The following is a 13,578-nucleotide window of genomic DNA, read 5'->3' on the forward strand; positions in this document are numbered from 1 at the left end:
TTCAGCTCGGTTGGCAGGTGCCGCCGATGGGTAAAGCCTGCGCTCGTTCGCCTACCCAGCGGCCGATGTCGCTGAGCATCGCAGTACCGTCGGCGAAAGTGCCCGAGTCCGGCTTGGCTGCGATGGCGACAGCGAGTTGTCCGGTGCCGCTGCTGATGATCCCGAATTGGCGGACCAGATAGCCGCCGTCGTCGTCCGGCCCCCACCCACCTTTGAATCGAGCGGCCGGGATCACTCCCAGGCCCCACTGTTGGTCGGGGCTGATGCTGCCCATGAGCCCGAAGACTTCGGTGGCGTCGCTCCGGCATGGCAGGGTGGCGGCGAATTGCGCTTGGACGGCAAGTGGCCATTGTGTTTGACCGAACGAGCTGAATTCTGGTCGTAGCGTGCGTGATTCCACGGTGGTGGACATATCGCCGGAGGCCACGAGGACTGACTCGACCTTCGCTGCGGCAGTGGTCGGATCGCCGAGGCCTCGCCACAGTTCTTCGGCTGATTCGTTGTCGGAGGTGGTGATCGCCTGCTTGACCGTTGTGAGTTCTGTGTTGTCGGTTTCGTGGAGGGCTGCGATGGACAGTGGGACTTTGATGGTGGACCAGGCGACTCCGTTCTGCCACTCGCCGGCAACGAGTGACTGACCTCCGCCGACGGGCACGAGTGCGATACCCACGGCGCCGCCGAGGGTGTTGCCCAGGGCCTCGAATCCGGCGAGCGGGCCGACACCGTTGCCCGGGGCGGCAGGAGTCTCTGTCGGCTCCGGTGGAACGACGACGATCTCGGTGATCGTCTCGACCTTCTCCGACGACTCGTCTCGCGTCGGAATCGTGCAGCCCGCGAGGGCTGCTGCAGAAGCAGTGGCGAGTGCAACCGCCAGGAGTCGTCGGCGCGTCCCGCTTCGAGCCTCGACGCACTGCTCAATAGACATAGACCACCGCGTTGTTTCCGCCGGTACACGTGACGACTTTGTTGCCGGCGCAGTTCATCGAGTACCGAGTTCCCGTGACCGGACTGACCGCGCTGATGGAGACCGGGCCGCCGCGTCGACCCTGGCTCACGTACTGGTAGCGCACTTCTTCGGCGAACTCACAAGACGTCACGCTGGTGCCGACGGCGGACGTCGTGAATTCGTTGTTCGAGAACACCGATCCACAACGCGCTGCGCTGGCAGGGACCGACTCGTTGGGCGCGGGTGTGACGACGCCGTTCTGCGGCGCGGCCGCAGGTGAGGTGATCACCACGGTTTCCGTGCGTGCGGTGTTCTCGTCGGAATTGTCGTTCAAGACGAGAGGGAGAACCCATACGTAGACCACGACGGCGACGAGTGCGACTGTGACAACTCCCAGTAGGACCCACAGCCATGCATACGATTTCGGCGGGCGGGGAGGCATCGGCGAATATCCAGTGCCTTGACCGTATGGGGGCCGGGGCGGGGTGTAAGCAGGCTGATGTCCCGAGTACGGAGCCTGACCGGGTGTGATGCCCGGCGGCGGAGGAGGGGGCGGAGGGAGAGGTGTCGTGTGGTTGGGGTCGTTGTTCCAGGGATACGGCGACTGTGGTGTTGTCATTGCGGGCTGCTCCTCTGCCTACTTGATAGAAGTGGGCCGAGTTAGTCGTCGATCACCGCACATCGAAATTACCGATTGCTAGGTTTCTGCGAATTGCCCGTCTTAGTTATATACGACCGGTCTGACTTCTTTTGCACTTGTGGCTCGTCAATGAGTGAGCACTATCTTCAACCCGACTATGAGGGTGGCGACGGCAGCGAGGCCGAAGGCTGCCAGATGTGTGTTCGTACTGACTTTCTCGCCGTGCAGTCGGCTGATCACGTAACTGGTGGAACCGATCCGCAGGATCAAGACGATTTCCGCGATCAACTGCGCCGTCCGTGGTTCCAGGAAGTTGAACCACGCCGTCGCGAGAATGACGACAGGAACAACCGCAGAGGTGAGGATCGGGACGGAATCGCGAAGCGAGTCGATTCTCTCCGCGGTCGTCAGTCGGCGATCGTTGCGAATGCTCTCGCCGACGCCCTCGGCAAATGTGTGGGCGATGTATGTCGACAATGCCGTGCCGACCACAATCGCGGCGCCGAGCGATTCCTGAGATTTCGTCACCGGTATGAGTGCGGCGAGGACAAGAATGTTGCCGTAGATGTACGCGGTGGTCCTCGCCGCCACACGTTCTTGTCCCAGCGGCGCACCGTGAGACGTGATCGGACGGTTCAGCAGGGTTCGCAGGTCCCACTCCATGTTCAGAGCATGGCAGATCAGACCCTGGGGCTGTAGTGCATCGGGTTATCTCGCTGCTCGAGCGGGGGCAGGTTGCGCGCCGGTGTGTGGACCAGTGGTGCATCGGCGGGGATTCGGCCGTCAGCTCGATCCCATCCCGCGCGAGCACGTGGCTGATACCGGTATCGCCACGGCACCAGACGGAAGACGGCGTTGACGGTGCGGCCGACAGCGTTGTGAATTTTCTGATCGCGACTGGTCCACGAGTAGCCGAGTAGGTCTCGAACCGGTTGGTCGTACATTCCGACCGTCAGCCACACGAATCCGCGGGCGAGGGGGATTCGGGCGAGCCGCCACAACGGATCGGGTAGCCACGTCATGTACGGGGGCTTGCCGAGTCCCGACAGGTCGAGGACGTCGCGGGTCGCCTTGTTGTCTTCGAGTACGTTGCGGCACATGTGGTCCCAGTACTCCTGAAATGCTTCCCAGGTCTCGGGAACAGGGCGCATGCTCATCCCGTACAGGCGGTACCACTGAATGTGCTCGGTGAAGAGCTGACGTTTCTGGGCCTCGGTCAAGCCACCGGAGAAGTTCTCGGCAGTGACGATTGTGCCCATGAAGAACGTTGCGTGCGCCCAGTAGAAAGTATCGGGATCGAGTGCGTGATACCGACGCCCCAACTTGTCGACGCCCTTGATTCGTGTGTGATAGCCGCGGACTTCTTCGGCTGTCTGCTGCGCGCGATCGCCGTCGAAGACCACGCCTGCAATGGGATACAGCGAGCGGTACAGTCGTTCCCACCGCTCGTCGAAGAATTGTGAATGCTCCTCGACTCCGGCGCCGAGGCCGGGGTGCATGTTCTGCATCGAACCGGCCCAGACGCCTTGCAGCATCCCGCGCCAGTCGCCGAAATACCTCCACGTCAGGGAATCCGGACCGAGGGGAACCGGGGTGCTGCTGTCGTCAAGTTGACTACGCATGTTGTCAGATTAGGATCGACAACAGCGGTAGTCAAGGATCGAATGCCGGGTGCATTGAAGATCAAGTGTCGGCGAAGTGGGGAAGTTGTGAGCATCGAAGAACGCAGGGCCACTCGAAAGGCGACGTTGTTCGACGTCGGAGTGACACTGCTCGGTGCGGTCGACGGTCCGGCCGTCAACGTGCGTGCGGTCTGCAAGGCCGCCGGTTTGACCGAGCGGTACTTCTACGAAAGCTTCACCGATCGCGATCAGTACGTTGTCGCGGTCCACACGTTTGTCGCCGAGCGTGCGCAGTCGGCGCTTGCGTCGGCAGTGGAGTCGGAGACGACATCCGAGGCCGTCGCCACCGCTGCGGTCGACGCTTTCGTCAAGCTCATGGTCGACGATCCGGCGATGGGGAGAGTGCTCCTGATCGCCCCGCTCTCGGAACCCGTTCTGAGCGGCCGCGGTATCGAATCGATGCCGGCGTTCGTCGACCTGGTGTACGACCAGTTGTCCGAGATCGCTGATCCCGTGGACAAGCAACTGGTGGCAGTCGGACTGGTCGGGGCGTTGTTCACACTGTTCATCGGTTATCTGGACGGCACGATCGTCGTGGACCGTGATCGATTTGTCCGCCACTGCGTCAGGCTGCTGATCAACGCTAACCAGGCGTGAAGGGCTGGCAGGCCGGGCAGAAGAAGATATTTCGCTCGGTGAGCTGATCCGGTCCGAGGGTGTCTTCTCTGATGCGAGTTCCGCAACGGCGGCATGGTTTTCCGCGTCTGCCGTACACCCATGTCTGCCTACCGGGGCGGGTGTCGCCGGTGGTGACCCGGATGCGACGCGACTTGTTGACGTTGATGGTGCGAAAAGACAGATCCACTATCGCGTCGAGATTCCCCGCGAGATGTGTCGGCGTTTTCGGGTGAATACCTCGTAGGAAGCAGATCTCGTTTCGGTACACGTTGCCCAGTCCGGCCATCACCCGCTGATCCAGGAGCGCGATTCCGATCGGTACGGAGTCGGCAGCCCGAAGATTTCGGGCGGCCACGGAACTGTCCCAATCGGTCCCGAGCAGATCCGGTCCGAGATGTCCGACGGCCTCCTGTTCCTGCCCGAGTTCGAGGATCTCGGTGATTCCCAGTGAAAAGCCAACTGCTACAGAGTCTTCGGTGGCCAAGATGATGCGCGCTTGATGAGCGGGTCGGCGCCAGCGCTCGCCGGGGCGATAAATCTGCCACTGACCTTCCATCTTCAGATGCGTGTGAATGGACGCTTCGCCCACTCGGATCAGGAGATGTTTTCCGCGGCTGGCGACGGAATCCACGCGGTGGCCCGAGAGATCAACCGTGGCGTAACGAGGAACGCGGACGTCGCAGGTGGTGAGTACCTTCTCGGCCAGGGCAGCGCGCAGTTCATTGGCGGCCCGCCACACGGTATCGCCCTCAGGCATGGTCGCCGCACCCACACTTCAGGATCTCAACTTCCACGATCTCAATCATCATGACCCCAATCCTCATGACCGCAACCGGAATCCGCGAGGGGTGGCCGCGAAGCCGGCTTCGACCAGGACCGGAGCAAAATCGTTGCCGTGGATGGTCTCTCCGTCGACCTTCTCCACTACCAACTTGTCGATGGCGCGAGAAGTCACCTTCTGAGCAAGTGACAGTGCTGCCAGGCGCAACGTTCCGCCGTCGTCGGTGAATGTCAGGATCGTGCGACCGCCGCGCTCGACGAACAGAACCAACTCACCCTCCACCAGAACTACCAGTGCGCCGGCTTTTCGTCCGGGTCGGTGTCCTGGTGACTCTTCGCCCCCCGACGCCGGCCACGGCAGCGCCGCGCCGTACGGGTTTGCCGGGTCGCACGCCGCGAGAGTGACTGCAGCCGAGGAGGTGTGGCGCCCCTCGATGGAATCACCGAACGTCCGCAAGCGGTCCACCACGGGAGGCGTGGAGAATTGAGCGCCGCCCAGGGTGTCCACGAAGTATCCGCGTCGAGCGCGCCCGTTGTCCTCGAACGTGCTCAGTACCTTGTAGATCAACGCGAAACCGCCCGGCACGTTCTCGCTCATCACCGAACCGCGGGTGACGACGCCGTATCGTTCGAGCAGCAGATCAGCCGTGGCGTGCGCCCGGATAGTGGGGTCAGGTTCGATACCTGGCAGCTGGAACCACCGACCGGAGGCAGTTGCCGGTCCCGTGCGCGCGGGCGTGGAAGCGCGGGCCATTCCGCGGTACGGACGGGCCCGCGGAACACGGCGAGGTGATCGGTGACTGGTTGTTGTTCTGGTGGTGTCGGAGAGAAGTGCGCGCAGCGGTGCAACGGTGTCGTTACCGATGTGTCCGAGCCACACCAACTCCCACAGTGCCGTCGTCACCGCACTGTCGACCGTGTCCGCAGCCGACTCCGTAGTTCGCAACGCGTCGACCAACTGGCGGAAGAAGTAGGCACCGCCGCCGGACAGCAGGTCGAGGATGCGCTTCTGCAATTCCGAGACGTCGGTGTCGGCGGGCGAATTGAGCGTGATCGGTGCCAGGTCGGCGGGGTGCAGCACTACCCACCCGTCTTTGCCCGAGATAGCTCCCGATCCGGACCACAGGACTTCACCCGTCGACGTGAGTTCGTCCAACATCGCGGGAGAGTAGTCGGCAACTCGGCTCGGCAGGATCAACGATTCGAGAGCGGACGCCGGAATCGGAACGCCGGCAAGTTGATCGACCACCGTTGCAACACCGTCGATTCCTCGCAGCGTGCCGCCTACGTGCTGCCAACTGGGAAGGAATCGCCCGAGCGTCGCGGTGCTGACCGGCTCGACCTCCTGCCGTGCCGCGGCGAGCGAGCGTCGCCGCAAGCGACGCAGGACCTCGGCGTCGCACCATTCGCTCCCGGTTGCAGACGGGCGGAATTCACCTTCCAGGACCCGCTTTTCGAGCGCGAGCCGACCGAGAACGTCACGCGCGACTGATACTCCGAGACCGAAGCGTGCAGCCGCGTCGGCGAGAGTGAAGGGACCGTGGGTGCGGGCGTACCGGCTCAGGAGGTCGTCGAGTGGTTGATCGACCGGCTCGATGAACGCGGCCGGAACGCCGATGGGTAGGGGAACGCCGAGTCCATCGCGAAGCCGCGCTGCATCTTCGACGACGGTCCACCAGCTCTCGCCCGCATACGAGACGTGGAGGGCGCGTTTGTCCGTAACCAACTTCTCGAGCCATGAGACCGGGTCCTCGAGACAGCGTTCGGTGACTTCTTCGGTGGTCAGCGGGCCGAGCATGCGGAGGAGATCGGCAACACCCTCGAGGTCCTTGGCCTTTCGGTCAGGGACGAGCCGTTGCAGTTCACGTTCGGCCTGCTCGATCACTCCGGCGTCGAGGAGCTCGCGCAGCTCGACGCGGCCGAGGAGTTCGGCCAACAGCGTGGAGTCCAAGGACAAAGCGGCGGCGCGTCGCTCGGCGAGGGGGCTGTCGCCCTCGTACATGAACGCACCCACGTAGTTGAACAGGAGCGCACTGGCGAACGGAGACGGAGAGGCCGTCTCCACCTCGACGATTCGAATCTGCCTTTTCTCGATCTTGCCGAACAATTCCTTCAGTGCAGGCAGGTCGTAAACGTCCTGCAAGCACTCGCGTACGGTCTCGAGCAGGATCGGGAAGGTCGGGAACTTGCGGGCGACGTCCAGCAGTTGCGCCGACCGCTGACGCTGCTGCCACAGCGGTGCACGTTTTCCGGGATTGCGGCGGGGGAGAAGCAGTGCGCGGGCGGCACATTCGCGGAATCGGGAAGCGAAGAGCGCGGAGCCGCCCACCTCCTGGGTGACCAGATCTTCGATGTCCTCGACGTCGAAGGTGAACAGTTCGGCGCCGGGAGGTTCGTTCTCGGTGTCGGGGAGTCGGATGATGATGCCGTCGTCGGAGGCCGTCGGGCTGGAATCGACGCCGTATCGTTCCTGCAGGCGCGCCCCGATGGCGAGGGCCCACGGTGCGTGAACCCGTTGGCCGTACGGGGAATGCAGCACCAGACGCCAATCACCGAGTTCGTCGCGGAAGCGTTCGACCACCAGGGTTCGATCCGACGGCACCTGCCCGGTGGCATTCTTCTGCTCACCGACGAGTTGGATCAGGTTGGTAGTCGCGTTGTGATCGAGCCCGCCCACGCGGCAACGCTCGACGACGTCGGCTTCGTTGCCGAGAGCCGTTTCGCGGACGAACTGCCCCAACGCCTGTCCGAGTTCGGCGGGGCGACCGAGTCCGTCGCCGTGCCAGAAGGGCAAACGACCCGGCATGCCGTAGGCGGGGCTGACCAGAACCCGATCGAAGGTGATCTCCTCGATCCGCCAACTGGTGGCGCCGAGCGCGAAGACGTCGCCGACCCGGGATTCGTAGACCATTTCCTCGTCGAGTTCGCCGACGCGGGACGCTTTCTCGCCAACCATGTAGACGGTGAAGAGGCCGCGGTCGGGGATTGCGCCGCCGGAAGTGACGGCCAAACGCTGCGAACCCGGGCGGCCCGTGAGCGTGTTGGACTCACGATCCCAGACAAGGCGAGGACGTAATTCGGCGAACTCGTCCGAGGGGTACCGCCCCGCCAGCAAGTCCAGAGTCGATTCGTACGCCGAACGGGGAAGCGTTGCAAAGGAACCGCTTCGGCGCACGGTCTCGAACCAGTCGTCGACGTCGATCGGTTCGAGAGCGGTGGCCGCAACAGTTTGCTGAGCGAGGATGTCGAGGGGATTGGCCGGAACGGCCATCGCTTCGATCTTGCCTTCGACCATGCGCTCGACCGTCACCGCGCAATGAATCAGGTCGGTGCGATGCTTGGGGAAGACGACGCCTCGCGATATCTCACCGACCTGGTGGCCGGCGCGGCCGACACGTTGCAGGCCGCTGGCAACCGAAGGCGGTGCCTCCACCTGGATGACCAAGTCGACGGCGCCCATGTCGATTCCGAGTTCGAGACTGCTGGTGGCGACGACGCATCGCAATCGACCCGATTTGAGGTCGTCTTCGATGAGGGCTCGCTGGTCTTTGCTGACCGATCCGTGGTGGGCGCGAGCAAGGAGGGGTTCTGCGCCGTAGTTGACCTCGGTGGGAGCCCCGATCTGCGCGGGCGGGCGAGATGTTTTCTCGACGGCCAGACCGATGCGTTCTGCATGAATCTCGTTGAGCCTGGCTGTCAATCGTTCGGCGAGGCGGCGAGAGTTGGCGAACACGATGGACGATCGGTGGTCGAGAACGAGGTCGACGATCTGTTCCTCGACGTGGGGCCAGATCGAACCGGCTTGCGGGGTGGGAGATTCGGAACCGTCGTCCGGCGTCGCGATCCCCAGTTCGGTCATGTCCTCGACGGGAACACGGACCGTGAGGTCGAAGGTCTTGGCGGCAGGCGGAGCCACGATTCGGATCGGTGCCGAACCGGCGAGGAACCGCCCGATCTCCTCGTGCGGACGGACAGTGGCCGACAATCCGATGCGTTGCGCCGGACGCTCGAGCAAGCCGTCCAGGCGTTCCAGTGAGAGCGCGAGGTGAGAGCCGCGCTTGGTGCCCGCCACCGCGTGAACCTCGTCGACGATCACGGTGTCGACACCGACCAGTGTTTCCCGGGCAGCGGAGGTGAGCATCAGGAACAACGACTCAGGCGTGGTGATCAGGATGTCCGGGGGTCGTTTGATCAACGAGCGCCGATCGGCCTGGGACGTATCACCGGAACGGACACCGACGGTGATCTCGGGCGGAGTGAGGCCTAGACGCTTCGCCGTCTGCGTGATGCCGACCAGCGGCGCGCGAAGGTTCCGCTCGACGTCCACACCCAGCGCTTTGAGCGGCGAAATGTAGAGGACTTTGGTGGCGCGTTCGCCTTCGTCCTTGGCGGCGAGTTGATCGAGGGCCCACAGGAACGCCGACAATGTCTTGCCGGAGCCGGTGGGCGCGACGACAAGTGTGTGAGAGCCACTCGCGATGGATTCCCAGGCGCCGAGCTGCGCAGCAGTCGGAGCGCTGAAAGCGCCGCCGAACCACTCGCGTGTGGCGGGCGAGAACCTACCGAGGACGTTGGTCACGACCACCATATTGCCCCTTCCCACCGACAGCGTGTTCGTGCCTGCAGCCGAAGCGCAGAGCATACTATTTGCCCTGTTATAGCGATTCTCTTGTTATCGAGAAGGCGAGTGCCTGATGGAAGCAGTCAAGATTGTCCTCGAGCTGGCGGTAGTGCTCGGGGCGATTGTCATGGGTACCAGATCGAGCGGTGTCGCTCTCGGTCTGTGGGGCGGCGCAGGTGTTGCCGTCCTCGTGTTCGTCTTCGGAGAGGACGTCGGCAGTCCGCCGGTCGACGCTCTCCTCATCGTCCTGTCCGTCGTCCTCGCGTCGTCGATGATGCAGGCGGCCGGTGGTATCGACTGGATGGTCACCATCGCGGCCAAGTTGATCGAATCTCGCCCGAAACAGATCACGCTGATCGCGCCGTTGGTGTCATTCCTGTTCTCGGTCGGTGCCGGCACGTCCAACATCCTCTACCCACTGCTCCCCGTCATCTACGACGTCTCGTACAAGAACGGTGTGCGGCCGTCACGACCGCTGTCGCTGTCAGTTGTCTCGACCGGTGTGGCGCTGGCGTGTAGTCCGGTGTCCGCGGCAATGGCGGCAATGGTCACGCTGACCGACGTGCCGCCTTACGATTTCGAACTCATCGACATCATCAAGATCACCTTCCCGGCTGCTGTTGTCGGCATCGTCCTTTCCTCCATCGCGGTCAACCGACTCGGCAAAGATCTCGACGACGACCCGGAGATACAGGCGAAGATGAAGTCGGGCGAATTGGCCGGACCTGGTGCAGCCTCCAAGACCGAACTCGTCTCGACGAAGACCGGACGAAACGCGGCACTGATCTTCCTCGCCGGCGTCCTGGCTATCGTGATCTTCGGCCTGTTCAAGGGGATTCGTCCCGAAGCTGCCGACGGTACTCCGATGGGGATGACACCGATCATCGAAATGCTGATGTTCGTCGTGGGTACGTTGATCCTGCTGGTGTGCCGCCCGAATGTCGCCGACGTGCCGTCGTCGACGGTGTTCCGTGCCGGTATGGTCTCGGCCATCGCGCTGTTCGGTCTGGCATGGCTGACGGACACGTTCATCAGCGCCCATTCCGAGCTGATCACGAGCACCGTCGGCGACTGGGTCAACGCCGCGCCGTGGATCTTCGCGCTCGGTGTCTTCCTGGTCTGTGTACTGACGACCAGTCAGTCGACCGCTACGAGGACCATCGTGCCGATCGGTCTCGCTGCCGGGATTGCACCCGGTCTGGTGAGCGGAATGTGGGCCGGAGCGTTTGCCGGCGTCTATCTGTTGCCGACAAACGGTTCGCAGATCGCGGCTGCGAACTTCGACCTCTCGGGCAGCACGAAGCTCGGTTCCAAGCTCGTCGACCACTCGTTCTTCCTGCCGACCATCATCTTGGCCGTCACGACGATTGCGGCCGGCGCGTTGTTCGGAGTGGTGCTCGGTTGAGTATTGCGGCTGAGTCAGCCCTGAGTGACAGCGCTGAGTCAGCTGTTGCGGTAGTGGTCCCAGCTCGCCTTGCACGCGTGAGCGAGCTGGTCCACCCGTTCGGCGTCGGGTGTAGGCCAGTCGACGCCGGGTTCCATGATGTAGGCGGCCAGTTCGTCTCCCAGTAGGAATTCTCGTTTGAATTCGGCCTGAACCGCGCTCAACGTGATCCCGGCTTCGGCGGCGCGGGCGCTCAATTCGGCGAATCTCGCTCCGGCTCGGATGATTTCGAAACTGCCGAGGTACGGCTGATTGAGAGCGACCGCATCCGGATCGTCGACCTGAAATCCCTTGCGATGTGAGACCGCAAGAGTGCGAATGAGCTCCGGATCCATCGTCACGGGATTGTCGCCGCGTCGATTACCGTCGTGATCGCCACGATTGGAGAGTGCGACGACGTCGGGGAGTCGATCTGCTTCCGGCCGTTCGACATTGACGGCGCCGTCCCGCCGGGTGGTGTGGTTCATCGTGTCGTGGAACGACAACGTCGTGAACGATCGACCGAGTTCGAAGCTCTTCTCCACCATGGCTTCGATCAGTGTGTCGCGAGTTCTTTCGTAGACACCCAAACCGTGTTCGGCTGTCTCGGTGAAGGTCTCGGCGAGGTTCTTCCAGCCCGCGTCGTCGGTCGGCTCGAGCAGCAGGGGGTAGAACGAGAAGGTGACAGGGCGAACTGCGTCGACGCCGGTGAGGTCTGCTTTGTTGCCTGCACCGGCCTTGTGGACGCGGGCGAATGCTTCGCGCAGTGACGCTTCCAGGTTTTCGGGCTTCGCACGGTTGGGATCGCGAATCATGCGAGGGTGCGGATTCTCCACGTATACGATGCGCGAATCGATTTCGGCCCAACGGCGCACGATGGGACTGGTGGACATGTCGGTGAAGTCGAATTGCAGCCGCTGTGTGAACTCGGGTGCGAGAAAACGTGAGAGTTCTGCTGGAATCGCGGAACCCGAGTGTGGGCAACTGACAAGAAGGTCGGCTTCGGCGATGGCGTCGTCGAGACTGCGGGAGTCGCGATCGGCATAGAACGTCAGGTCCTCCGGCGTGAACACGGTTCCGGCCGGGATGAGTACTGGTTCTCCACTGGTCATGAGCCCCAGCGTAATCGAGTACAACCTTGCGTACTCAGTATCCGCTGAGTCGTTCCACGAGAGCTGTTTTGATCTCCGGGCGACCAGCCGCGACAAGAGTGAAGGTGGCTTCACGCATGAGCCGCTCGGGGGTGTTGCTGCCGACCAGAGCGCGGCTTCCGGTCGCAGTCACGAGTGCGGCCGACGCGCGTATCGCAAGTTCCGACGCTCGGGCGCGGGCGGCCGACATGTCGCCGCCGTCGCGCAGTGCTGCATCGAGATCGGCGCGCGCCCGGGTGGCTTGTTCCTCGAACGCGTCGGTGTCGACTCCCAGATCCGCAAGTTCGGTGACAGCGCGGCGGGTGATGCCCATGGCCATCGCGCCGTTGAGCCACAAGCCGGGGAGCTGGGTGCTCTGGAATTGTTCGTCGCTGACGACAGCACAGACGTCGGTATCGGGAATTTCGAAAGCGTCGAACACGATTCGGACGGTGTTGCTTCCGCGCGCCGCGATCAGTGGAAGTTCCTCGATCGTCAGACCCGGGGCCTCGCCCACCGGTACGACGGAATGAACGATGGAATTGTCGAACTCGTCGCGCGCCGACACCAAGAGAACATCGACGATGCCCCAACCGGTGACGAAGGGGGCGATCCCGTCGAGGACGTAGCCGTCGTTCACCCGCTTCGCCCACAGGAGCGGTGGGCGGGGGATGGCGCCGGCATAGGCAACCCCACCGCGAATCGTGCCGGAAACCAGACCGTCCCAGTATTGTTCGCGCAGAGGTGCATTGGGACTCGCCGCCAGGGCTCCGACGACGCCGTGATGCTGCATCCAGGTGAACGTCGTCGCGAGGCAACCGCCGCACAAGGTTTCGAGGACCTCGACCAGTTCTTCGCTGCTGGGGCCACCCTCACCGAGGGCAGCGATGCCGTAGAAGCCGTCGGCGGCGAGCGCGTCGAAATGGCTGCTGGGGATTTCTCCGTCGGCGTCGACGCTGTCGGCGACGGGAAACAGAACGGTATCGGCGATTTCGCGCGCAAGTTCCGGCCACATGGTCACGCTGTCAGGGTAAGCCGTGAGCGGGGGGTTGTGGTGTGGAACTACAGCCGCGCATCTAGAACGAGGGCGGCGAACTCACGATGAGGAACCTCGCGACCGCATCGGTGCGATTGAACCACCGGTGCGGGATGGTCGAGGTGTAGAGGAGGGTGTCGCCTACATGAAGAACGTGATGCTCGTCCAGTCCCACCTCGACCTCGACAGATCCTTCGAGAACATGAATGAACTCTTCGCCGGCGTGCTCGGTGTGCTCACCTGCCTCGGAATGAGGTGCTGCCGTGATCTCGTTGGGTTCCATGGTCCGTGAGCCGGTGGAGCAGAATCGAATCACCGAATCGTGTGCCAGTTCGAAGGTTCGCCCCTCGCCGGCGCGGACGAGGCTGGACGGAGTTCGCTCACCTTGTGCCAAGAGTGCGTGCGCCGTGGTGCCGAGCGATTGCGCGAGGCGATGAAGGTTCATGACACTGGGTACTGCGTGGCCGTTTTCGGTCTGGCTCAGGAAGGGCTGGGACAAGCCCGACTTCACGGCAACCTCGCGCAACGTCAGTCCGGCTTCTTTTCGCGCCGTCCGCACGGCAGCCCCGATTGCGGTCGCTATCGCCTTCTGGTCGTCGTCCATGTGCCGAAGATAGCAGTGCTCTGGTGAAAGTTTTGATTACACAGACGAAACAAATTCGACCACGGTAAGAAATTATCGACGTGCTGAATAGTCCCGTA

The 13,578-nt window shown here is 63.0% G+C and carries 11 protein-coding genes; 2 read left to right on the plus strand and 9 right to left on the minus strand.

Going from position 1 to position 13,578, the window contains the following annotated elements:
- Position 1: 1 nt before the first annotated feature.
- From YH3_RS12235 to YH3_RS12250, 4 genes are all read right to left on the minus strand, one after another.
- The gene (locus tag YH3_RS12235) at positions 2-925 is read right to left on the minus strand and encodes a hypothetical protein (RefSeq protein WP_102999358.1); all 924 of its coding nucleotides are present in this window, start codon (positions 923-925) and stop codon (positions 2-4) included.
- Positions 915-1,565 carry a serine/threonine protein kinase gene (locus YH3_RS12240; RefSeq protein ID WP_230587435.1) on the minus strand — a complete coding sequence of 217 codons (651 nt, stop codon included), beginning with the start codon at positions 1,563-1,565 and terminating at the stop codon, positions 915-917. The genes YH3_RS12235 and YH3_RS12240 overlap by 11 nt, the downstream gene beginning before the upstream one ends.
- Positions 1,566-1,712: 147 nt before the next feature.
- The gene (locus tag YH3_RS12245) at positions 1,713-2,249 is read right to left on the minus strand and encodes a hypothetical protein (RefSeq protein WP_003940745.1); all 537 of its coding nucleotides are present in this window, start codon (positions 2,247-2,249) and stop codon (positions 1,713-1,715) included.
- A 17-nt stretch (positions 2,250-2,266) separates the two neighbouring features.
- Entirely contained in the window at positions 2,267-3,208 is a 942-nt protein-coding gene (locus YH3_RS12250; protein ID WP_050654885.1) for an oxygenase MpaB family protein, read from the minus strand.
- Between the two features lie 87 nt (positions 3,209-3,295).
- Here YH3_RS12250 and YH3_RS12255 point away from each other — a divergent pair, with 87 nt between their 5' ends.
- A complete protein-coding gene (locus tag YH3_RS12255; protein WP_007727263.1) occupies positions 3,296-3,865 on the plus strand; it encodes a TetR/AcrR family transcriptional regulator in 570 nt (189 codons plus the stop codon).
- Here YH3_RS12255 and YH3_RS12260 read toward each other — a convergent pair.
- On the minus strand, positions 3,852-4,643 hold the full coding sequence (locus YH3_RS12260) for a DNA-formamidopyrimidine glycosylase family protein (protein WP_030535047.1): 792 nt from the start codon (positions 4,641-4,643) through the stop codon (positions 3,852-3,854). The two genes, YH3_RS12255 and YH3_RS12260, sit on opposite strands and share 14 nt — an antisense overlap.
- 63 nt (positions 4,644-4,706) lie before the next feature.
- Entirely contained in the window at positions 4,707-9,254 is a 4,548-nt protein-coding gene (locus tag YH3_RS12265; protein WP_042449813.1) for an ATP-dependent helicase, read from the minus strand.
- A gap of 106 nt (positions 9,255-9,360) precedes the next feature.
- Here YH3_RS12265 and YH3_RS12270 point away from each other — a divergent pair, with 106 nt between their 5' ends.
- Positions 9,361-10,692: an anaerobic C4-dicarboxylate transporter family protein gene (locus YH3_RS12270; RefSeq protein ID WP_003940851.1), complete on the plus strand. Its 1,332-nt coding sequence runs from the start codon at positions 9,361-9,363 to the stop codon at positions 10,690-10,692.
- A 38-nt stretch (positions 10,693-10,730) separates the two neighbouring features.
- On the opposite strand, the gene YH3_RS12275 is transcribed toward YH3_RS12270, so the two are convergent.
- From YH3_RS12275 to YH3_RS12285, 3 genes are read right to left on the minus strand one after another with little or no spacing between them, the layout of a single operon-like run.
- Entirely contained in the window at positions 10,731-11,822 is a 1,092-nt protein-coding gene (locus YH3_RS12275) for an N-formylglutamate amidohydrolase (protein ID WP_003940896.1), read from the minus strand.
- A gap of 34 nt (positions 11,823-11,856) precedes the next feature.
- Positions 11,857-12,861 carry an acyl-CoA dehydrogenase family protein gene (locus tag YH3_RS12280; protein ID WP_081377504.1) on the minus strand — a complete coding sequence of 335 codons (1,005 nt, stop codon included), beginning with the start codon at positions 12,859-12,861 and terminating at the stop codon, positions 11,857-11,859.
- Positions 12,862-12,916: 55 nt separating this feature from the next.
- Positions 12,917-13,480 (minus strand): helix-turn-helix domain-containing protein, encoded by a 564-nt coding sequence (locus YH3_RS12285; RefSeq protein WP_007727247.1) that lies wholly within the window; start codon positions 13,478-13,480, stop codon positions 12,917-12,919.
- Positions 13,481-13,578 lie beyond the last annotated feature (98 nt).

Origin of the sequence: Rhodococcus sp. YH3-3 (assembly GCF_001653035.1) — a bacterium.
GTDB lineage: Bacteria > Actinomycetota > Actinomycetes > Mycobacteriales > Mycobacteriaceae > Rhodococcus_F > Rhodococcus_F qingshengii.